Below are 22,594 nucleotides of genomic sequence, written 5' to 3' on the forward strand. Positions count from 1 at the left end.
AATACTATTTCATATTGACATATTTACCGTTATATGTTATAATCGAATCATACTGATTAAATCAAAACAGAAACGGTAAATTAACAAATGGCAAGAACAAAATTATGCGACAGAGAGCTCCCTCCTTATACGAGGGGCGAAGAAATATTCAATATGGTTTCACACATTGTGGGCGGCGGCTTTGCCGTGATCGCGCTTGTGCTATGCGTGCTTCTGCCAGCGCTCAAGTCAAATACAGCCGGAGTGCTGTGCGGCGCGGTTTTCGGAATTTCGCTTGTGACGCTTTACACGATCTCAGGTATATATCACGGTCTTAAGGGCTGTACAACCGCAAAAAAGGTCATGCAGGTCATCGACCACTGCGCTATATTTTTACTGATAGCCGGAACCTACACGCCTATAACGCTGCTCGCCGTTGCCAAAGTATCTCCCACCGCGGCATGGATAATATTCGGAATCGTATGGGCATGCGCGGCGCTGGGGATAACGCTGAATGCTATTGATCTTAAAAAATACCGTGTCTTTTCAATGATCACATATATCGGAATGGGCTGGTGCATTTCCGCGGCGCTGCGTCCGTTCGCGGCATCCGTAGAGCCGGGAGCCGTTTGGCTTCTCGTTGCGGGAGGTATCTCATATACCGCCGGCGCGGTGTTCTACAGTTTCGGTAAGAAGAAAAGATATATGCACAGCATATTTCATCTTTTCGTGCTTGCCGGCAGCATTCTTCATTTCTTTTCGATCGCGCTTTATATACTCTGATCCTATCCAATATTTGCGGTTATGTCGGCGGAGGCGAGGCGGACGGCACGGAACAGATTTTCCGGCGTCATTTCGACCTGATACCCGACCTTTCCCGCGCTGAATGCTATTGTTTCAAAACCGGACACCGAAGAATCGATGACGGTGACAAATTCTTTTTTCATCCCGATCGGTGAGCATCCTCCGTGAATATATCCGGTCACAGGCAAAAGATCTTTCATTTTGATCATTTCTACCGATTTTTCACCGACCGACGCGGCTGCTTTTTTCAAGTCAAGCTCCGCGCCGGAAGGGATCATGAATACAAAATATCTCTGCGGCTTTGATTTTCCCTCCGTTACGAGCGTTTTAAAGACGCTTTCGGGCGGCTTTCCGATGATTCCGGCAACGGCAACGGCGTTCACGGCTAGCTCCGGCGGAAACGAATAGCTTTTATACGGTATTTTCATGCGGTCAAGAATTCGCATTACATTTGTCTTTTCTTCCATGAATTTTAAAATGCCTTTCTGCTTTCAAAACGATATATTATTGACGAAAAGGGGAACCAAGCGGTTCCCTTTTATTATACACATATTTTATTGAAATGCAAAGCCTGCTTACGTCGGGTGCTTTTCGCGAAAAGCCCCGAACCACCCAAAAGTTCATCGTTGAATTTCTGAAAATGAGTTTAGAGGATTCTTAAGGGCCCTTTTCCAAAAGGGCCCTTAAGCGTATTATTCTCCTCCGTACAGGCTGTAATATTCCTGTTTTGCTTCCTCTGCTTTTTGCATTCCCGTAGAGCACCGGGGGCTTGTCAGAGGGCATCTGCGACTGCAGCCCGTGCAAAACAGCTTGCTGAGATAAGCTTCAATAGTCGGGACATCGTTTTGTCCGGATGCGCCTGTGACAAAAGAGCTGCCGCTTTCCGTTATGTTTCCATTGTCTTCTGTTATAACCGGCTGTAATCCGCCGGTCGCGGATTCATCCGGTTGATTTACATCCGTTTCACCTGATACAGCCGATACAGGATAAACATCGGCTTCTTTGCCTCGAACCGAGATAAAAACAACGCCGTATATGCATACCGCGGCGGCAGCCGCTTTGAAAAACGAACCAGCAGCTCCGCGCAAGCTCTTTTTTGCTTCATCCGAACGCATTGATTTAGCTCCGAGAATGGCCGCGATATATTTTATATGAAGTAAAAGGTGGAACGTGAGAATACCAAGGCCGATATAAGACGCGAGCTTATGTACGGTGAAAACAATGAGTATATTAATCCCCGGGATTAAGAATAATTCCTTCGCTATTAGAATTCCCGTGAAGATGGTCGTCAGCATTCCGGTGGTCAGGATAATATCCGACCATAACAGCACCGTCTGCTTTAATCCGGCTTTTTTCCCTTTGAGCGCGGACAGCAGCATCGATTTAATTCTCTGATAATTAAGCGCAATATGCAACGCGAACAATATCCCGATGCTTATGCCGGCAACTTCGTGAAAAAGTGCTCCCGTCCCGAAATCGAACATAAGTATTATATATAAAACGGTCATCACTGCGTCGAGAATGAGTTTTTCATACGTGCGTTTTTTCATAATTAATATCTCCTTACCTATAAACAATATGGTTTTTTCTGCTATTCAATGGAATGATTTTTGCTTTTAAAGATGTGTATCTGATTATTGGTTCTGAAATAATAATATAAGATCTTTGTGTTGTCTTTCTGATGATAAAAGAACTAAATGCGTAAGTAATTGTGAATAATGCTTATAAAACTTCATTATTTACAGTTTGTTAATTGTTTGAGTCAACTGTAACGTATATAATTACAGTATAAGCTTGACAAGGAGGAAATAAGTTGAAAAATGAACGGTGATTTTGCGGCGGCGCTGTATATACTTCTGTTGCTTGGGTATATAAAAGAACCGAGAACCAGTGTACAGCTTTCCGAGAGCACATATATGAATCCCGCGAGGATAAGAAAGCTCTGTTCAATGCTGAAGTCAGCGGGATATATCGGCGCGAAGGAGGGCAGGGGCGGAGGGATATATCTTACCTGCAATATAAAAAAAATAACTCTTTGCGATGTTTGCCGCTCTGTCTGCGGCGAACCGTTCGGCGGGATATCAGCGTCGGAAAATGTTTCATCGGGAATGGAAGATGTGCTTGAAACGTTAAGCGCGGAACTCAACAAGGCATGTGCCGGAGTGCTTGGGCATATTACGGTATACGATATGGAAAAAACTCTTGCAAAAAAGCAAAAATCGGAATTATTTTCTCAAAATATTAAAAAACATACTGACAGAACATAGATTTTGCAGTATAATTAATTGACGAAAGGGTATGTTTTTGTTATGGATTATCTGATAACCTTTCTGGAAGGAATAATCAGTTTTATTTCTCCCTGCGTGTTGCCTATGCTGCCGGTATATCTTCTTTATTTTGCAGGAGACGGCGGAGGCGGAAGGAAAAAGACCATCGAAGGCGCAATAGGATTTGTATCCGGATTTACGGCGGTTTTCGTCGCGATGGGGGCATTTGCCTCGGCGGTAGGCGGATTTTTAACACAATACCGCTCATTGATTAACATAATTACCGGAGCTTTGGTGGTTCTGTTCGGAGTCGGATTCGCGGCAGGTTGGAACTGGGGCGGTTTATTTTCCCGAAGAGGGAGATTTGCCGCAATGAATACGAAACCGTACGGCTTTTTTCGCGCGGCTCTGTTCGGAGTTATATTTTCGGTGGGTTGGACGCCGTGTGTGGGCGCGTTTCTCGGCTCGGCGCTGTTATTGGCTTCTCAACAGGGAGTGGCTGTCAAGGGCGTAGCTCTGCTTTTCTGTTATTCTCTCGGACTTGGTCTTCCTTTTATTTTAAGCGCGATGATAATCGACCTGATGAAGTCGGCGTTTGGGTTTATCAAGCGCAATTATAAAGTCATAAATCTCATATGCGGGATATTACTCGTAATTGTCGGAGTTTTAATGATGACCGGAACAGTATCTATATAATAGCAATTACTGTCGCGTTGCCCTAGAAATATAATAAATATTCTCGCTGTCGAAAGGATTTATCGTAAAATGAAAAAACAAACTGTTATTCTTATAATCGCGCTCGTTTTAATAATCGCCGCCGCGGTTTTTTCATATAAACAACTAATTAAGCTGAACACGCCCTCGGATACAATACCGCTGTCTGTCCCAGAAAACGAAACAAGCACGGCGGAAACCACATCGGAAACTAAAAATACAGCCCCGGACTTTGCCGTAAAGGATTCGGACGGAAACACGGTAACGCTTTCTTCATTCTTCGGAAAACCGATCGTTTTGAATTTCTGGGCGAGCTGGTGCGGTCCGTGCCAGAGTGAAATGCCGGATATGCAAAAAGTTTACAAAAATTATTCGGATTCGGTTGTGTTTTTATTTGTCAACCTCACCGACGGCGTCAGAGAAACAGAAGAAACCGCCTCTTTGTTCATTACATCAAATGGATACACCTTCCCCGTTTTCTATGACGTTAATTCAGAGGCTTTAAACGCATATTATGTAAACTCAATACCGCGGACATATATAATCACAGCTGACGGAAATATCGCCGGACAGGTGACCGGAGTCGTTTCCGAAGAGGCGCTGTCCGCGGCGCTGGATGAGCTGATCGGGGGATAAAAGAGGAATTCGTAACGCAGAGATATTATAAGGTGACGACGTATTATGGAATTGCCGAGAAGAAAACCATTGCGTTTACAGGGTTATGATTATTCGTCATGTGGTGCATATTTTATTACAATTTACACTAAGGACAGATGTGAATCGTTGGGTCAGATCGTAGGGGACGATGCCCACATCGTCCCCTACACAATCGCAATCTGTTTCTAAATTGGTAAAATCATTCAAAACAATGATAACAAAAGAAATCGGTTTTTCATTATGGCAACGGTCATTTTATGACCATATCATCCGCAATGACAATGAATATAAAAAAATATGCCAATACATAGAAGAAAGCCCATTAAATGGGATGATGATGAGTTACATGTGGACGATTAGTTCCGTATATGCAATTAAATATAAATTTTTAGAGGATAAAAAAGTGCAAACAAAATCTGTCTTTATTCTATGCGTCTTTCTTGTGCTTACCATGATTCTCGGATCCTGCGTTCCCGTTTCAATGATAACAGAAACCGAAACGATTTCAGAAACCGAAACTGACACATTGGCAATAACCGATACCGAAGCTGAAACCGATACCACGGAAATTGTGGTAAAAACAACCGGGGAAAAGGAGAAAAACAGCATGTATGTATTCGAGACACCAAAATTTGAAAAAACAAGCTATTCCGCATCCACTCCCGAATATCTCAAGGCGCTTTGGCTCTCACAGTTCGATCTTGCGAGCGTATATAAAAACGGTTCGGCGCAAAGGTCATCCGACGACTTTGAAGCGTTGATGGGGATAATCCTCGACAATGCGGTCGAAAATGGCTTCAATGCCGTGATCATACAGGTCAGACCATATGCTGACAGCTTTTATCCCTCGGAGCTATATCCGATGTCGGATTTCATTTCGGGTATGTTCGGCAGAGAGATCAAATACGATCCTTTCGCCAGGATAGTCAAGCTTGCCAAGGCGCGCGGGCTGTCCGTCCATGCCTGGATAAACCCACTCAGGGGCATGACCGAGGAACAAATAAAGCTCGTGCCGAATTCATACCCGATTAAAAAGTGGTATAACGATCCTCAGAGAAAAGGAAAATACATAGTATATGTAAACGACAGGTGGTATCTAAACCCGGCATACGGCGAGGTACGCGGGCTGATAGCGGCAGGCGCCGCTGAGATCGTTTCAAAATACAACGTCGACGGCGTTCATATGGACGATTATTTTTACCCTACGACCTCGTCAGACTTTGATTACTCAGCATATGCCGCGTACAAATCCGAAAACGGCTATATCGCTCTCGATAATTACAGGCGCGAAATGCTATCACAGACGGTATCGGGAATATATAAAGCCGTTAAAGACATAAATCCCTCCGCTTTGTTCGGAATCAGTCCGGCGGGAGAAATCAATACGGTTTACAACTCTCATTATGCGGATGTATACCGTTGGTGCTCCGAGCCGGGCTTTGTCGATTACATATGTCCCCAGGTTTATTTCGGAATGGAGCATGATACATGCGATTTCGAAAAAGTAAGCAAAATATGGCTTGATACGGTAAAGCTCGATTCAATCAGGCTTTTTATAGGAATGTCGCTTGGGAAAGCGAAAAGCGAAGTGGATAATTATGCAGGCAGCGGAAAATATGAGTGGAGAGACAACAAGGATGTTCTGAAGCGATGCTTTGATTATATCTCCGGCGTAAAGCGTTGTTCAGGAGTAGTATATTTCTGTTATCAGTATTTTTACGACCCTCTTACCGGAGTTGAAGTGAGCGCCACAAAAACCGAAAGAGAAAATCTGTTTCCGATCTGAGTTTTTTGTGCAATACTCACAATATAAGGCCCCATCCTTTAACAAAAACATAAAATAATATCATTCCAAATAAAATCTATTGACTTTACATTACTATTTGTGATAATATATTATATAATATTCAGGTTTTGATAGACATGTATCCGTAGGAGAGAATTACAATGTCAAAAGCGATCCTTGTCACATCTCTGAAGGGTGGCGTCGGCAAGACGACGGTCTCTGCCGGGATCGCCTGCGGTCTCTCAATGACCGGAGCCCGGGTGCTTGCCGTTGATATGGATTTTGTGTCCGGCGGGCTTGACGTCGCGCTCGGATGTGAAAATCTGGTGGCTGTGCCTATCACGGATTATCTGTCCGGCGACGCGCCATGTGAGGACATTGCCAATCCCACCTCATTTCACGGGTTGTTTTTTGCCGCTTCTCCGATGCTTCGCCGCTCGTTTTTCGAGCTTGACGGCGACGGCGGAGCCGCAAAGGTAAGAAGAATCCTCTGCGAAATCAAAACCGGATTTGACTATACCGTATTCGATATGCCCGCCGGCGGGGGGGAGCTTTTCGACGCGCTCGCGTCCAGCCCGCTCTTCGATATGATCCTCGTCGTTGCCACCGACAGCGTAAACTCCATCCGCTCCGCGGAAAAAACAGCATATGAGCTCGCCGCTCTTTCACGCCGTCCGGTGAAGCTCGTGATAAACGGTTATGACCTCGTTTCCCATAAAAATAATACATCCGGGATCGTCGAGCTTATCTCGCGTACCGGCATACCGGTGATAGGAGTAGTGCCATATACTCAATTTGCCGAAAAAGCTCTTTCCGAAGGAAAGCCGCTGACCGCCGTGAAGAATAATCCTGCCGGTATTGCGCTCGCGAATATATCGAAAAGGATCGCGGGTTTACGCGTGCCGCTTTTGGATGGCATAGTTAAAAAAAGACGCCGTAAAAGCTTTTATTGAACCCTTAGAAAGGTGTAACAAATGACAATCGCATTACTCGCGAACGAAGAAAAGAAAGAGCTCCTGACTCAGTTCTGCATTGCTTACTGCGGTATTCTGAGCAAGCACACTCTGTTTTCAACCTCCGCGACCGGCAAAATGATATCAGATGCGACGGGGCTGACGATAGAACGCCTGTTGAACGAAGAACAGGGCGGCACCCAGCAAATTGCGTCGCGAATTTCATATAATGAGATCGATGTCCTCCTGTTTTTCCGCGGAACCGCTCCGCGAGCCGTCCATGATGAAACCGAGATAGATATACTCCGTTTATGTGATATATACAACATCCCGTTCGCGACCAACATCGCAACGGCGGAGGCTGTTATAATGGCGCTCGGCAGAGGCGACCTTGACTGGCGCGTGCTTGTAAACCCCAAAAACAAAAAGAATATCTGATTTTACTTGTCCGCTGCCCGCGGCCTTTGCCGCGGCGCGGTTCGGCTTCGCTCAGAGAGGCGCGTCCGGGTTTTCCCGGTGATGTAAGCGCGCCGCGAATGTCCTCCGCGCATGACGGGCGGCTGCGTTTTTTGCTTTCATAAAGCGCTAAAAGGACAGCCCAAAAAAGAGAGGGAGAATATTTTCTCCAAAAAGGGTGGCACCGCGGGTTATCCCCGTCCCTTTGCCGGGACAGGGATATTTTTGTTTTTTCATGAAATATTAATACGGCAATTAAATAATATTTGTCTTATATGCCTCACGTTGTACCTCACACTGTGCCTCACGTTGTGAGAGGAAAGCCCGTATACCAAAGTCTTTTTCTCATAAAACGCGAATGTTTATTACCCGTCAATAAATAACCACCGATTAATAATAATCAACCGAAAGGAATTGAATAAATGATACAGAGACCGAGAGGAACGATTGACATACTTCCCGGAAAGGCCGCGCTCTGGCAAAAAGTCGAGAACACGCTCCGCGACGCCGCGGCGCTTCACGGTTTTTCCGAGATAAGGATACCTACGTTCGAATCGAGCGAGCTTTATAAGCGCGGCGTCGGCGAGACGAGCGACGTCGTTCAAAAAGAGATGTATTCCTTTTACGATAACGACGGGAGGAATCTGACCCTGAGGCCGGAGGGAACGGCCGGAGTAGTTCGAAGCGTGATTGAAAATTCCCTCACGGCGGAGGCAATGCCGCTCGCGCTGTATTATCTGATTTCCTGCTTCCGTTACGAAAAGCCGGAGGCCGGACGCAGCCGTGAATTTTTCCAGTTCGGCGCGGAGCTTTTCGGCGCTGAATCGGCCGGAGCGGACGCCGATGTGATTCTGTTCGTCGCCGATATTTTTAAAAAGCTCGGCATACAGGATATATCGCTTGAAATAAACTCGATCGGCTGCAAGAGATGCCGCCCGCTTTATCACCGGGCGCTGCGCCAATACTTCGAGAAATACCGTGGCGACCTGTGCGACACCTGTCTTTCGCGCCTGGAGGTCAACCCTCTTCGCATCCTCGACTGCAAAAGCCCGGTATGTTCCGCGATAACGGCATCCGCGCCGAATGCGCCGGATTATCTTTGCGATGACTGCGCCGCCCATTTCGAGGAGCTGAAAGCGCTGCTTGATTCGGCGGGAGCGAAATACAAGGTCAACCCCCGGATTGTACGCGGCCTCGATTATTACCAGCGCACCGTTTTCGAATTTGTTTCGACAAAAATCGGTTCTCAGGGCACAATATGCGGCGGCGGAAGATATGACGGACTCGTTGAAGAGCTGGGAGGACCAAAGCTGCCCGGTATCGGCTTCGCAATGGGTCTGACAAGAATAATGCTCGCGCTTGAAGCTCAGGGAGCGGAATGCGGACGGCAATCAAGCGATATTTATCTCGCCTCCATGGGCGCCGACGCCGCGCGCGCATGCTTCAAACTCGCTCAGGAGCTTTATTCTCTCGGCATAAAAGCCGACTTCGACAAGGTCGGGCGCAGCCTTAAGGCTCAGATGAAATACGCCGACAAGAAAAACGCCTCTTTTGCTGTTGTTGTCGGAGCCGACGAGCTTTCCGCCGGAAGGGCGAAAATCAAAAACATGCTTGCCGCTTCTCAGTCCGACGGAGACGATGAAATATCTCTGAACGCCGCGTCAATAACCGGTTATATATCCGCATATAAAAGCAAACAGAACTGAAACCTTCGATACTGAAAGATATTAAGGAGACAAATATATGTACAGAACAAATTACTGCGGACAGCTTTCCGCCGCCGATATCGGCAAAACAGTGCAGGTATGCGGCTGGGTTCAAAAACAGCGTGACCTCGGAACTCTCATCTTCATTGACCTGCGCGACAGGACGGGCATTGTCCAGCTTGCGTTTAACTCTACGGAAACAGAAGCCAAAGACGGAACTTCGCTGTTTGACATGGCATTTTCCGCTCGCTCCGAATACGTGCTTTCGGCCGAGGGCGTCGTCCGTTCACGCGGAGAGGGAGCGATAAATAAAAATATCACGACCGGCGAAATCGAAATTGCCGTGACCAAGCTCGAAATACTGAGCACCTCACAGACTCCTCCGTTCGAAATAGTAGAAAACTCAAACGTAAAGGACGAGCTAAGGCTTAAATACCGCTATCTCGACCTGCGCCGTCCGGATGTGCAGCGCAATATCATCACACGTCATGAAATCGTCAAATGTGCGCGGGACTATTTTGACGAGAACGGCTTCCTCGAAATTGAGACGCCGATATTGATCAAATCCACGCCAGAGGGCGCGCGCGATTACCTTGTCCCAAGCAGAGTTCATCCCGGCTCGTTTTATGCCCTTCCTCAGTCGCCTCAGCTTTATAAGCAGCTTTTGATGCTCTCCGGCTTTGACCGCTATATGCAGATAGCCAAATGCTTCCGCGATGAAGACCTCAGAGCCGACAGACAGCCGGAATTCACACAGATTGACCTTGAGATGTCGTTTGTCGGTGAAGAAGACGTTATGGAAATCAATGAGCGCTTTTTAAAGCGCGTGTTTAAAAAATTCTGCAATTTTGATATACAGACTCCTATTCTCAGAATGCCTTATTCTGAGGCAATGAGCCGCTTCGGCAGCGACAAGCCCGATATGAGATTCGGCTTTGAGCTTACAGATATATCGGCACTCGTCAAAAACTGCGGATTTTCCGTCTTCTCTTCCGCCGTCGAAGCTGGCGGAAGCGTCAGAGCGATAAATATAAACGGATACGCCGATAAATTCTCGCGCAAGGAAATTGACAAGCTCACCGAGTTCATCAAGACCTTCGGAGCAAAAGGACTTGCCTGGGCAAAGCATGGCGCGGAAATCACAAGCTCATATTCCAAATTTCTTACCGCCGAAGAAAACAAATCAATATATGATGCGTGCGGCTTCGGTCCTAATGACCTGCTGCTTATAGTTGCGGATAAAAAGAACAAAGTCGTGTTCGATTCCCTGGGCGCGCTCCGCCTAAAAGCCGGAAAGGATCTCGGGCTGATGAAAAAAGGCGACTTTAAATTCCTTTGGGTCACCATGTTCCCGATGTTCGAATACGACGAAGAAGAACAGAGATTCTGCGCGGTTCATCACCCGTTCACCGCGCCGCGCGACGAGGATCTTCAATACCTTGAATCAGACCCGGCAAGAGTCTGCGCGAAAGCGTATGATATCGTGCTCAACGGCACGGAAATGGGCGGAGGCAGCGTCAGAATTCACCGCCGCGACGTACAAAGCCGCGTGTTTGCCGCGCTCGGATTCACCGAGGAAGAGGCCGAAATGAAATTCGGCTTTCTGCTGGACGCGTTTAAATACGGCGCGCCTCCTCACGCCGGCCTGGCCTTCGGACTCGACAGGCTCGTCTCTCTCGTACTGGGACTCGACGCGATCCGCGACGTGATCGCATTCCCGAAGGTTCAGAACGCCTCTGAGCTGATGAGCGGTTGCCCGGCGACCGTACCTCAAAAGGCGCTTGACGAGCTTTTTATTGATATAAAACCGCAGGCTTAAGAACCCTTTTGGAAAAGGGTCCTTAAGAATCCCCTAAAACTCTGTTTGGCAACTTCCTTCAAATACTCTTTTGTATGTGTGTCGGGCTTAAGGGCTCTTTTGGAAAAGGGTCCATAAGATCCCCTAAAACTCAGTTTGGTGACTTCCTTCAAATACTTTTTTGTATGTGTGTCTGGCTTAAGAGCTCCTTTGGAAAAGAGTCCATAAGAATCCCGTAAACTCAGAAGCGAGTTTCTTGCCAGGCTTCTTTTCAAAGAAGCCGCGTTGCCAAATATATTTTCTTTACCCACCCAATATTCAGCGTTAGTTCAAAAATTGTTTAAATTTTAATGATAAACTTGTAAAAAGACGGACTCAGGCCAAAGATTAAGGAGAAAACCGTAAACATGATTGAAATCAACGGCTTAACTAAAAAATACGGCGACAAAGTTGTTGTCAACAACATCACCTTCGACGTAAGCGCCGGCGAGGTCGTCGGATTTCTCGGGCCAAACGGCGCGGGTAAATCCACGACAATGAATATTCTCACCGGATATATATCATCCACCTTCGGAACGGCGCGTATCGACGGTATCGATATACTTGAAAATCCGATGGAAGCCAAAAGAAAAATCGGATTTTTACCGGAACAGCCTCCGCTTTATCTAGAAATGACCGTCAAGGAGTATTTAAACTTCGTATACGATCTTAAAGGAACGACGCTGAACCGCAAAAAGCACATTTCCGAAATATGCGAGGTCGTTAAGATAACCGACGTATACAACCGGACGCTTAAAAACCTGTCCAAGGGGTATCGCCAAAGAGTCGGAATCGCTCAGGCACTCGTCGGCAACCCGCCTGTGCTTATTTTCGACGAACCTACCGTAGGTCTCGACCCGAAGCAGATAATCGACATCAGAAACCTTATAAAAGCACTCGGAAAGGATCACACCATCATTCTTTCCACCCACATCCTTCCGGAGGTGCAGGCCGTCTGCGACAGGATCATAATTCTCAACAGGGGCAGCATAATAGCCAACGAAAAGACCGAAGAAATATCAAAACTCACCGTCGGTCCCCGCCGTCTCGTCGCCAAAATCGCCGGGCCGCAGAACGAGGTGCTTAAAATGCTCAAGACCGGTCAGGGCATCGTATTTGTCGACGTGCTGGCCGAGAGGGACGGCGACGCCGTATCATACATGATTGAGTCACAGCCGAGCATCGATATCAGAAAGCCACTGTTCTATGCCCTTGCCGACCGCGGATGGCCGTTGATCGGTCTCGAAGCAATGGGTCTCAATCTTGAGGATATATTCATTTCTCTGGTCGCCAACGACCGCGGCACAAAAAATAAGCTCAACCCCGGAAAGTCAAAAAAGGTCGCCGGTCAGACAATTCACGAGGCATCGGCGCGCGACATCTCATCCTCTGATGCCGACAGCGGCGTGAACGCGGATAAAGCGTCCGCCTCCGAAAAAGACGAAACAAAAAGCGCATCCGGAACGGAGGAAAATAAATAATGCTTGCTATTTATAAAAGAGAGCTCAGATCCTATTTCATAACTCCGATAGGATATGTGTTCACAACGGTTTTCCTGATCATGTCAGGACTTGCTTTTTCGTTCATGACGCTGCAGTCCAGCACGACGAACGTATCCAACTATTATGTGCTTGTTATGTTCTTCTTTATAATCCTCATTCCTCTCCTGACGATGAAGATGTTCAGCGAGGAAAAGAAGACAAAGACCGAGCAGATCCTGCTCACCTCTCCTATAAGCATAACTGACATGGTTCTCGCCAAATTCCTGGCGGCATATACGCTGTTTGCCGCCACGCTTCTGGCTTCCTGCGTATTTTTTATCTCGCTATATGTTTACGGAACGCCGAATACCGCAGTGCTTATCGCCACGACGCTCGGCATCCTTTTAATTGGCGGCGCCTTCATCGCGCTCGGGCTGTTCATCTCGTCCCTGACCGAAAACCAGCTGATCGCCGCGCTCATCACAATTGTTTCAATATTCGCGATGCTCGGCCTTGGTCTTATTACGTCTTCGATACCGGACAACATGACGGCGCTGCGCGTCGTGCTGAAGTGGGTCTCCGTTTTTGACAGGTATTACGCCTTTACTTTCGGTATTTTTGATTTCAACGCGCTGCTTTATTACATTTCAATAATCGGCGTGTTCATCTTCCTGACCGTAAGAGTATACGAAAAGCGCAGATGGGAATGAGCCCCTTTTTCAAGCCCGTAATGCCACCAAGATCAAATAACGGAGGAAAACACATAATATGAAAGAAAACGGAAAAGGGTTTGTCGGCGCGCTTTCGTCACGTAAATTCAAATACGGCTCCGCCGCCCTGACCCTGACGGTAGTATTCGTCGCCGTCGTAATAATTCTAAACGTCGTCTTTACGGCGCTTTCAGGTAAATACGGTTTTTACCTCGACCTGACCGAAAAGCAGATATTCGGGATTTCAGATTCGACGAGAGAGCTTTTAAAGGACATCGACACCGATGTCACAATAAAGTTTCTTATCCCGCTCGATCAGCTTAAAGCCAACTCTGTATATAATTCAATTTATACCTGCGCTCTCGAATACGAACACGAATTCAGCTTCGTGCATGTCGAATACGACGACATAATCGCCGATCCGATAAAGCTGATCGAGTATCAGAATCAGGGCTTTTCGATAAAAACATATTCGGTAATAGTCGAGAGCAAATACCGCAAGAAAGTATATCAAATGTATAAGACGCTCTCCGACGGCCAGACGCCGGGAAGCGATTTTTACAACGTGGCGCAAAGCACAAAAAAATTCTACGGCTTTTTCGGAGAAAAGACCTTCACCTCCGCCATTCTCTCCGTCACCAATAAAACCATGCCCGTCGTGACCTTCACGCAGGGGCACGGCGAAACAATCCCCGCACAGCTTGAAAATATGTTCGTCACGAGCGGCTATATCGTCGAAAAAATAGACCTTTTGACCGATAACATAAATCCGGACACAAAGGTGCTTGTCATAAGCGGTCCTAAAAAGGATTTTGCCGGTATAAAGGACGTAACCTCCGGCGCCAAATCCGAAATGGACAAGATATCGGAATATCTGAATACACGGCGCCACCTTATGGTGTTCGTCGATCCGTTTACCCCGCCGCTTAATAACATTTCCGAGCTTCTCACCGAATGGGGCATTCAGATACAGTACAACCAGCTGATTAAAGACGACTCCAAGAGCGTCCCTGGCAATACGCAATACTTGATCTGTCAGTACGCGACAGACAGCTACGCGAAGGATCTCCACGAGTCCGTCAGTAAAATGGACAACCCGCCCAATACGATTTCACCGATCACCGTTCCGCTTAAGCTTTTATTCGGCGAAAGCGAAGACAGCATCCACGCCGCCGGAGCGATTCTAAAAAGCTATCCGACCTCCTATGTCGAAATTGACGGCAAAAACGTCGCCGGAGAACGGGTTCTGATGGCTGTCGGCACAAAATCTGAAATCATTGACAACGTCACCGTGAACACGAACGTTTTCGTTTGCGGCTCCACATACTTCACGGAGCTTGTCAGCGGAGATATTTACGGCAACAATGAAATCATCTATAACTTTATCCGCGGCATGGGCTTTGAAAAGCAGCTTGTCAATATCAGCTTCAAAAAGCTCGATGACGAAACGCTTGATATCGATGGTACGATCGCAAAGAGCCTCATGATAACCTATGCCGCCGTAATTCCCATGTTTGTGATCATTGCGGGCATTGTTATCCTCGTTGTTAGAAGGAGAAATCACAGATGAAGACAAAGGGCGGAACGACCGTTCTGTCGCGCCAGAAAAAAGCCATACTCCTGTCTGTATGCGCCATTGCCGTTCTCGGCATCGCATATCTGATTCTGAGCATGACGCTTTTAAAGGACACTTCGACGCCGGCAGAAACTGTCGATAAATTCGGAGAAACCATCGGCGCCGGCGGCAAGCACACTATGTTTCAGCAGATAGAAAGAAAAAATATAAAGGAAATAATCGTAACAAACTCCAAGGGTAAATACCGTTATTACCGCGGCGACGACGGAAAGCTATATATCGACGGCGCAGAAGCAGTTTCTTACGATCCGGAGCTGATCTCGAATCTCGTCGTCAGCTGCGGATATCCGCTTTCTCTGAAGCTTTTAGACGATCCGAAGCCGTACGAGGATTACAAGCTCACCGCCGATACCTGTCTCGCGACGTTTGAAATAACGGCTCTTGATACCGGCAAGCATTATAAGGTCTATATTGGCATGAAGCTATTAACCGAGGGCGGATATTATGCCCGCCTTGATGGAAGAGACGCGGTCTATGTGCTCGACACCACGCTTGAAAAAAGCGTTTTTGCAGACATAAAAGACTATTTCGTCGCACAGCTCGCGCCCAATATCGATCAGAACTACTACTATAATATCACCGACTTCCTGCTTAAGAAAAACGGAGAAGAATTTGTCAATATCATACACATCTCCGATGAAGAAAAGGAAGCGGAGGCGCTGACCACCGGTCAGAAGATGATCTATCCCGGAAATTTCGTGCCCAGCAGCTATAATTATTCCACCGTAATTCTTCAGCATTTCATCACGCTTGTAGGAGAAAGTGTCGAGGAATACGGCATCAATAAATACCTCACCGCTCAGACAAGCGACGAAAAAACAAAGTTTATTGAAATTCTCAATAAATACGGCTTCCTTGACGAAAACGGCAAATTCTTATATGAACTGAGCTATTCCTATGACAACGTCTCCACGACGCTTTACGTGAGCAAGCTCGACGAGAATAATTATTATCACATTTATTCACCCAGATATGATATAATCGCGTCTATGCCAAAGGATAGCTTTTCCTGGATAGAATGGGATCTGATCAAATATGTCGACAGCGGCATATTCTCAATGAACATCAACAACGTAAAGCGCATTGAATTCACTTCTCCGTCCGCAAACGCCTCCTTTGACCTTTCATATATAAACGAAGGCAAAAAGGACGACCTTACGGTTATGTGCGAACAAAGCGGAAAGCGCGTCACAACGACGAATTTCCGCGAATTCTACAAACAGATGCTGTATGTTGCAAACGCCGGATACGCCGACAGCGACAACGGCGAGGCAGCCAGCGCACAGCTTAAGATAATAACCGTAGACGACATTGTGAGGACATATACCTTCTATGACATATCGTCGCTGCGCAGTTATTACACCGTTGACGGCAACGGCAACTTTTATGTCAGCCGAAGCTATGTCAAAAAGCTGATCGAGGATATATCTCTTCTGCTCAAGGACGATTTTGATGTCCCTGCCGGCAGCCCGGATAAAATCGTAGTGGCTTCCAGAAACGATTTCTGAAATAAAAAATTTACTGCGGCAACTGTTTAATCAGGCTGCCGCAGTAATGCGTTCCGAAATAATGTCTGTCAGCTTATATAATCCTTGTTTATAATAGGGAAAGGCTCATATATCAGAACTTTTCTCTCTTCAAGCGGTAATAAAACAAAAAGAAAGGCGTTTTTATGACAAACGGCAGAGAATCAGACAATGGATATATGACCTCCCGCGGCACAGCAGAACAATATCTGCCTGCGGAACGGAATGAAAAATATTACAAGCTGATCGAAAGACTCGATTTTAATTATCTGTATGTCAACTGCCCTCTTGAAATAACCGACGCTCTCAGCGTATACGATATCGACACATACGATTATTATCTGCACTTTATATTCAGAAGCATGTCCGAAACGCCGGTTGACAGCGTCGATATAATTATTTTGTTATATGACAACGCAAATGTTCCGTCTGAAAAGATTCCTTATACTTATTCGTTTGAAGCCATGCGTATGAACTCGACGAAGCGCAAGAATAAGGGCGTTTCTTCTATTGCCTGCGGCGCTGAATTCGGCAGAGGGTTTTACATCCCGATACCGCAGTCGTATTTTAAAAAGCTCAATGTCGTTATAAAACGCATTTCATATTCGGATCAGACGGCCGTCGAATATGAAGAAGCGGCCAAATACTCACCCGAGCACCTTTCAAGCTTGTCTCTCGAAAAGAAGAACGCGTTCGACCAGATCAATATATATGAAGCTCTCGAAGACGAATTCCCAACGAAATTTGTCGCGGCCGAGGGACAGTTTTCATGGATGTGCTGCTGCGGAAATAAGAATCCCAACAATATTGCGCGCTGTTCCCGCTGCGGAAGGGCAAAAGACTGGCAGCTGTGCGTAATGAGCGACAAGGCGCTTGACGAGGAGCATGAAAAGTATATAAAAGAACATTCTGCTCTGTTCGCGAATTACGCAAAAGCCGAATTCATGATAAAGCATAACTATATCAGCAAACAGGATCGGCTTGATATGGCCGAAAAGCAGGAGATTGCGTTAAACCGCGTTGAGAAGCAGGAAAAGCGCCGCGAAAGACTCATGAAGCAGATAATTCCGAGATTTGTTCTCTATTTTGCCATAATGACGCTGATTTACCTTTTCTTCCGCTGGCTTTCAATGTACACCTGAACATAATATTATTTTAAAAACAGAGACTGAAAGGTTAAATCTTTCAATCAACAATTTTTGCCCATATTGCGGTTTTTAACTGCAATATCAGCAAGCAGAACCGACAGAAAAGCTTGCGGTTCTGCGGAAAGGCATAGACAAAAAAATGGAGAATATAGAGGTCTTTTCCGGCCGACCCGCCGATCTTTCCGGAAGATCCGTAAAAGAAATCCGTACATATGATCTCCTTGATTCAGCCGGGATTGAATACACCCGGGCAGATCACTCAGCCGCCGACACTATGGACGACTGCGTCCTGATCGGCATTTCTCTGGATACTCACGTATGTAAAAATCTCTTTTTACGTAACCGACAGGCAACAAAATTTTATCTTCTCATGATGCCCGCCGACAAGCCGTTTAAAACGAAGCATATATCAGCTCAGCTTGGCTGTGCGCGCCTCTCCTTTGCCGAACCTGAATATATGGAGACTTTCCTCGGTATATCGCCTGGCTCTGTCAGCGTCATGGGACTGATGAATGACATCAACTGTCGGGTCAATCTTGTCGTCGACAGAGAGCTTCTGAAAGAAGACACGATCGGCTGCCATCCATGCGTAAACACGTCAACCTTGAAAATCACAACGGGCGAACTGTTCGGAAAATTCCTTTCTGCGCTCCACCGCGAAAGCAGAGGATACATAACGGTCGATCTTCCGAGGGAGGAGAACGCTTAAGGACCCTTTTGGAAAAGGGTCCTTAAGAATCCCATAAAACTCCTTTAGGGACTTTATACAATGGCTTCATAAAAATCCTAAAACAATTTAAACACATTTAAAACTATTAAAATGAGCTTTTTCGGGTCCCGGGGACTTTTTCGCGAAAAAGTCCCCGGGTGTTATCCTCTATTTTGAAAATTTCTTCATTACGGTACAGATATTCATGACCGTGTCGTTTATATTATCCGCAGTTTGATCGATCACCTCGGAAAACGGCTTTGCCGCGTGAGAGACGGAAAACGCTGCTGTAATTCCAAGCTTTTCCGCGGCGCGTGTATATCCCGTCGCAAGCTCTCCGGCCACGACAATAACCGGGACGCGCGCATTCCGCGCATAGTCACAAATACCGCAGACGGCCTTTCCGTTTACGCTCTGATCGTCAAAACGGCCCTCTCCGGTGATGATGAAATCGGCGCCATTGATCATTTTATCGAATCCGGCATGATCAAGTAAAAGCTTTATTCCCGAGCTTACCTTAACATCGAAAAAGCCCATCAATCCCGCGGCTATGCCGCCTGCCGCTCCGCCGCTCTGACGCGTCATTACGTCGCGTCCGGTAACGGACTCAATAAGCCGTGCGAATTGCGCCAGGTTATTGTCAAGCCTTTTCACGTCTTCGGGTGTCGCGCCCTTTTGCGGTCCGTATACGAACGACGCTCCGTTATAACCGCACAATGTATTCGTAACGTCACACGCCAGCACGATTTCGCATTGTCTGATCTTTTCGCTTACATGTGATGTATCAATATCAGTGATTTCGGAAAGAGAATCTCCGCACGGACGCACCTGAGCGCCGTTTTTATCTGTAAAGCGTATTCCCATCGCGGTAAGCGCGCCTATTCCGCCGTCGTTTGTGGCGCTTCCGCCTAGCCCGAGGATGATCTTTTTGCATCCGTGGTTGACCGCGTCCGCAATGAGTTCTCCCGTTCCGAGCGTTGTGGCCTGTCCTACGATCCGGTTTTTCGACAGGTAAAGCCCGGATGCCTGCGCAAGCTCTATTATCGCCGTCGTCTTATCGGCAAGGATATAGTATTTTGCGGTAACCGGAGTAAATTCAGGACCTGTGACATCCTTTCTCACATATTCGCCCTTTGCGTTTCCGCCCTCATATGCAGTCACGAACGCATCCACGGTGCCCTCGCCGCCGTCCGCAATGGGGACGCAGACAACCTTCGCCTCCGGATAGACCTCCAATACGCCGCGACATGCAGCCAATGACGCGATCATGCTTGTCGCGCTTCCTTTAAAGGAAGCTATTGCAATGACTATTTTTTTCATTTGAATCACCTCAAAAGACATATTATATATATTATACATCCAAAACTCAAAAAGGAGAAGACATAATGTACAAATTCGCGAAAAACAAATACGCAAACTCCGGAATTGATACGGAAAAAGCAATTGAAACTCTTTCTCATATACCGATAAGCCTTCATTGCTGGCAGGGAGACGACGTGACCGGCTTTGAAAACGCCGGCGCGACTCTTTCTGGCGGTATACAGGCTACCGGCAATTATCCCGGAAAAGCGCGCACTCCGGATGAGCTTATGTCCGACTTTGACGAGGCTTTTTCACTCATTCCGGGGAAAAAACGCATCAATCTGCATGCTTCATACGCGATAAAAAGCTCCGGTGCTGATGGTGCGGGCATAGACAGAGATTCGTACAAGCCATATCATTTTGAACCCTGGATCGGATACGCGAAGAAAAACGGATACGGCTTTGATTTCAATCCGACCTTTTTTTCACACAAGCTCGCCTCCGGCGGTATGACGCTTTCCAGTCCCGATGAAAATATCAGACGCTTCTGGATTGCCCACGCGAAGGCTTGCCGCGCGATATCCGAATATGCCGCCCAAGAGCTGAACGACCATGTTTTGTGCAATATATGGATACCTGATGGATTAAAGGATATACCCGCCGACAGGTTTTCCCCGCGTGAACGGCTTGCGGACAGCCTTGATAAGATTTTCGCGGAAAAGCGTGCAGGTGTAATAGACAGCCTTGAAAGCAAGGTTTTCGGCATAGGTCTGGAAAGTTATACGGTCGGAAGCTCCGAATTTTATATCGGATATGCCGCTTCGCATAAGGATGTATATGTCCTCCTCGACAACGGGCATTATCATCCGACGGAATCGACGAGTGACAAGATATCTTCGCTGCTGCAGTTTTTCAAATATGTGCCGCTCCATGTCACCCGTCACGTCAGATGGGATTCTGATCATGTCGTGCTTTTCGACGATGAAATACGCGATATAGCCGCCGAAATAGTCCGCTGCGGTGCGGTCGACAGGGTTCTGATCGGACTGGATTTTTTCGACGCGTCGATCAACCGGATCGCGGCCTGGGTCATAGGCGCGCGCGCCATGCAGAAGGCGCTGCTTTCTGCGCTGCTCACCCCGCACGAACGCATGAAAAAGCTCCAGGACGAAGGTGCCTTCACGGAAAAGCTCATGCTTGGCGAAGAAATAAAGACATATCCTTTTTCTGCCGTATGGGACGAATACTGCTCAAGGCAGAACGTTCCGGCGGGAGAAGAATGGTTTGACAAAGTTAAAAAATATGAAAAGGATGTCCTTTCTCTGAGATAGAAATGCGCTTAAGGACCCTTTTGGAAAAGGGTCCTTAAGAATCCCCTAAAACTCATTTATAAAATTTGTCTCTGAATGAGATCTTTGCTTCCGGGAGCTTTTTGTAAAGGATCCTTAAGAATTCCCTAAAATTCATTTATGAAATTTGTCTCTGAATGAGATCTTTGCTTCCGGGAGCTTTTTGTAAAGGATCCTTAAGAATCCCCTAAAACTCATTTATGAAATTTGTCTCTGAATGGATCTTAAAGGAATCCCCTAAAACTCATTAAATGACTCCTTTCCAAAGTGAGCTTTTAAGGGGTTCGGATACATTTCCGCGAAAAATCTTAGATAACTCTTGAACAGTGTTTCCGATTTTTATTAAAAACAGCATTTAAATAAGCTTTGTTTAACTAGTGAGAAAAGCTCATTTACCAGTGCTTTTTCTCTTTAAACGGTAACTATTATGATGCCGAGTTAATAATAAATATAAAAATAAATATATTTTCGAGGTTATAATCATGAACGACAATAATCAAGCTGTCGACCAGAATCTTGTGGTAAAATCCTCGACAGGATTGACCGACGCTGTATTTTACAATGTAAAAGCACAACCCTTCGGACTGTACGGGCTTTACGAGCCTTATTCTGAAGGCTCTTTCACACGCATGCCGCAAAGCGTTTCCTCCACCGTAAACCCCGGCGTCGAATGGGGCGCGCACTTTACCGCCGGCGGCAGAGTGAGGTTTTCGACAGATTCTCCGTATATCGCGATAAAAGCCGTTATAAAAAGTGTCAGCCGCTTCCCTCATATGCCCATGACCAACTCGGCCGGCTTCGATATGTATGTTGACAAAGGTGGAGACAGCCGATATGTGCATACATTTGTTCCTCCGATGGATATGACCGACGGATTCGAATCCGCATACAATTTCCCGGAGTCCGGTACTCACAGCGTTACTGTTAATTTCCCGCTTTACGGCACAGTCGACCTTCTCTATATCGGGATTAAAGAAAACACCTCCGTATTTAAAGAAGCCGATTATATTCCCGTCAAGCCAATTTTATATTATGGCTCGTCGATCACCCAAGGGGGCTGCGCTTCACGCCCAGGCACCAGCTATCAGGCGATTATCTCCCGGAAATTTAATATTGATTATATAAATCTCGGATTTTCAGGGGCGGCGCGCGGAGAAGACACTATGACTGATTATCTTGCCGGCATAGACGCGTCCGTATTTGTCTGCGATTACGATTACAACGCGCCGGATGTGGATCACCTTGAAAAAACACATTCGAGACTTTACCGCAGATACCGCGCCGTACGTCCGAATGTTCCAATTATTTTTGTTTCAAATCCCGATTATATCGATAACGATGACAATATTCGCCGCCGTGAAATAATTTTCAGAACCTATTCGGAGGCATATCGCGGCGGAGATAAAGACGTATATTTTATCGACGGCGTAAACCTGTTCGGTACATACGGCCATGATTCCTGCACCGTCGACGGATGCCATCCGAATGACCTCGGCTTTTGGCGCATGGCTGATGTCATCGGAGAAACGATCGGAAATATTTTAAGAAAGAAATAAGCCTTAAGGACACTTTTG

20 protein-coding genes are annotated in these 22,594 nt (G+C 46.7%); 17 read left to right on the forward strand and 3 right to left on the reverse strand.

Features of this window, described 5'->3' with window-relative positions:
* Window positions 1-87 precede the first annotated feature (87 nt).
* A complete protein-coding gene (locus tag VB118_06895; protein MEA4832325.1) occupies window positions 88-762 on the forward strand; it encodes a hemolysin III family protein in 675 nt (224 codons plus the stop codon).
* 2 nt (window positions 763-764) lie between these two features.
* Here the strand turns inward: VB118_06895 and ybaK are convergent, their stop codons facing one another.
* Together ybaK and VB118_06905 are read right to left on the reverse strand one after the other, a co-directional pair.
* On the reverse strand, window positions 765-1,250 hold the full coding sequence (ybaK, locus tag VB118_06900; GenBank protein MEA4832326.1) for a Cys-tRNA(Pro) deacylase: 486 nt from the start codon (window positions 1,248-1,250) through the stop codon (window positions 765-767).
* 225 nt (window positions 1,251-1,475) lie between these two features.
* Window positions 1,476-2,333: a DUF4405 domain-containing protein gene (locus VB118_06905; GenBank protein ID MEA4832327.1), complete on the reverse strand. Its 858-nt coding sequence runs from the start codon at window positions 2,331-2,333 to the stop codon at window positions 1,476-1,478.
* Window positions 2,334-2,603: 270 nt separating this feature from the next.
* On the opposite strand from VB118_06905, the gene VB118_06910 reads away from it, so the two are divergent.
* The 14 genes from VB118_06910 (at window position 2,604) to VB118_06975 (ending at window position 18,369) form a co-directional block, all read left to right on the forward strand.
* A complete protein-coding gene (locus VB118_06910) occupies window positions 2,604-3,050 on the forward strand; it encodes an Rrf2 family transcriptional regulator (GenBank protein MEA4832328.1) in 447 nt (148 codons plus the stop codon).
* A 42-nt stretch (window positions 3,051-3,092) separates the two neighbouring features.
* Window positions 3,093-3,746 (forward strand): cytochrome c biogenesis CcdA family protein, encoded by a 654-nt coding sequence (locus VB118_06915; protein MEA4832329.1) that lies wholly within the window; start codon window positions 3,093-3,095, stop codon window positions 3,744-3,746.
* 69 nt (window positions 3,747-3,815) lie between these two features.
* Entirely contained in the window at window positions 3,816-4,400 is a 585-nt protein-coding gene (locus tag VB118_06920; GenBank protein MEA4832330.1) for a TlpA disulfide reductase family protein, read from the forward strand.
* A 424-nt stretch (window positions 4,401-4,824) separates the two neighbouring features.
* Complete coding sequence (locus VB118_06925; GenBank protein ID MEA4832331.1) at window positions 4,825-6,207, forward strand: family 10 glycosylhydrolase; 1,383 nt, start codon at window positions 4,825-4,827, stop codon at window positions 6,205-6,207.
* Window positions 6,208-6,368: 161 nt separating this feature from the next.
* Window positions 6,369-7,160: a P-loop NTPase gene (locus VB118_06930; GenBank protein MEA4832332.1), complete on the forward strand. Its 792-nt coding sequence runs from the start codon at window positions 6,369-6,371 to the stop codon at window positions 7,158-7,160.
* 21 nt (window positions 7,161-7,181) lie between these two features.
* Window positions 7,182-7,598, forward strand: a complete 417-nt coding sequence (locus VB118_06935) for a methylglyoxal synthase (GenBank protein MEA4832333.1) — start codon at window positions 7,182-7,184, stop codon at window positions 7,596-7,598.
* 440 nt (window positions 7,599-8,038) lie between these two features.
* Window positions 8,039-9,322, forward strand: a complete 1,284-nt coding sequence (hisS, locus tag VB118_06940) for a histidine--tRNA ligase (GenBank protein ID MEA4832334.1) — start codon at window positions 8,039-8,041, stop codon at window positions 9,320-9,322.
* A gap of 37 nt (window positions 9,323-9,359) precedes the next feature.
* Window positions 9,360-11,141, forward strand: a complete 1,782-nt coding sequence (gene aspS / locus VB118_06945) for an aspartate--tRNA ligase (protein ID MEA4832335.1) — start codon at window positions 9,360-9,362, stop codon at window positions 11,139-11,141.
* A gap of 386 nt (window positions 11,142-11,527) precedes the next feature.
* Window positions 11,528-12,640, forward strand: coding sequence for an ATP-binding cassette domain-containing protein (locus tag VB118_06950; GenBank protein ID MEA4832336.1), 1,113 nt, complete (start codon window positions 11,528-11,530; stop codon window positions 12,638-12,640).
* Window positions 12,640-13,350 (forward strand): ABC transporter permease, encoded by a 711-nt coding sequence (locus VB118_06955; GenBank protein ID MEA4832337.1) that lies wholly within the window; start codon window positions 12,640-12,642, stop codon window positions 13,348-13,350. The genes VB118_06950 and VB118_06955 overlap by 1 nt, the downstream gene beginning before the upstream one ends.
* Window positions 13,351-13,408: 58 nt before the next feature.
* On the forward strand, window positions 13,409-14,920 hold the full coding sequence (locus tag VB118_06960) for a Gldg family protein (GenBank protein MEA4832338.1): 1,512 nt from the start codon (window positions 13,409-13,411) through the stop codon (window positions 14,918-14,920).
* A complete protein-coding gene (locus tag VB118_06965; protein MEA4832339.1) occupies window positions 14,917-16,494 on the forward strand; it encodes a DUF4340 domain-containing protein in 1,578 nt (525 codons plus the stop codon). Before VB118_06960 ends, VB118_06965 begins: the two co-directional genes overlap by 4 nt.
* Window positions 16,495-16,658: 164 nt before the next feature.
* A complete protein-coding gene (locus VB118_06970; protein MEA4832340.1) occupies window positions 16,659-17,654 on the forward strand; it encodes a hypothetical protein in 996 nt (331 codons plus the stop codon).
* A 154-nt stretch (window positions 17,655-17,808) separates the two neighbouring features.
* Window positions 17,809-18,369 carry a prolyl-tRNA synthetase associated domain-containing protein gene (locus tag VB118_06975; protein ID MEA4832341.1) on the forward strand — a complete coding sequence of 187 codons (561 nt, stop codon included), beginning with the start codon at window positions 17,809-17,811 and terminating at the stop codon, window positions 18,367-18,369.
* Window positions 18,370-18,537: 168 nt separating this feature from the next.
* Here VB118_06975 and VB118_06980 read toward each other — a convergent pair whose 3' ends face one another.
* On the reverse strand, window positions 18,538-19,689 hold the full coding sequence (locus tag VB118_06980; protein ID MEA4832342.1) for a glycerate kinase: 1,152 nt from the start codon (window positions 19,687-19,689) through the stop codon (window positions 18,538-18,540).
* Window positions 19,690-19,754: 65 nt separating this feature from the next.
* Here VB118_06980 and VB118_06985 point away from each other — a divergent pair, with 65 nt between their 5' ends.
* Both VB118_06985 and VB118_06990 read left to right on the forward strand, forming a co-directional pair.
* Complete coding sequence (locus tag VB118_06985) at window positions 19,755-21,002, forward strand: L-rhamnose isomerase (GenBank protein ID MEA4832343.1); 1,248 nt, start codon at window positions 19,755-19,757, stop codon at window positions 21,000-21,002.
* Between the two features lie 500 nt (window positions 21,003-21,502).
* On the forward strand, window positions 21,503-22,576 hold the full coding sequence (locus tag VB118_06990; protein ID MEA4832344.1) for an SGNH/GDSL hydrolase family protein: 1,074 nt from the start codon (window positions 21,503-21,505) through the stop codon (window positions 22,574-22,576).
* Window positions 22,577-22,594: the final 18 nt, after the last annotated feature.

This window comes from Oscillospiraceae bacterium, from assembly GCA_034925865.1.
In the GTDB taxonomy this organism is placed as follows: Bacteria; Bacillota; Clostridia; order Oscillospirales; family SIG627; genus SIG704.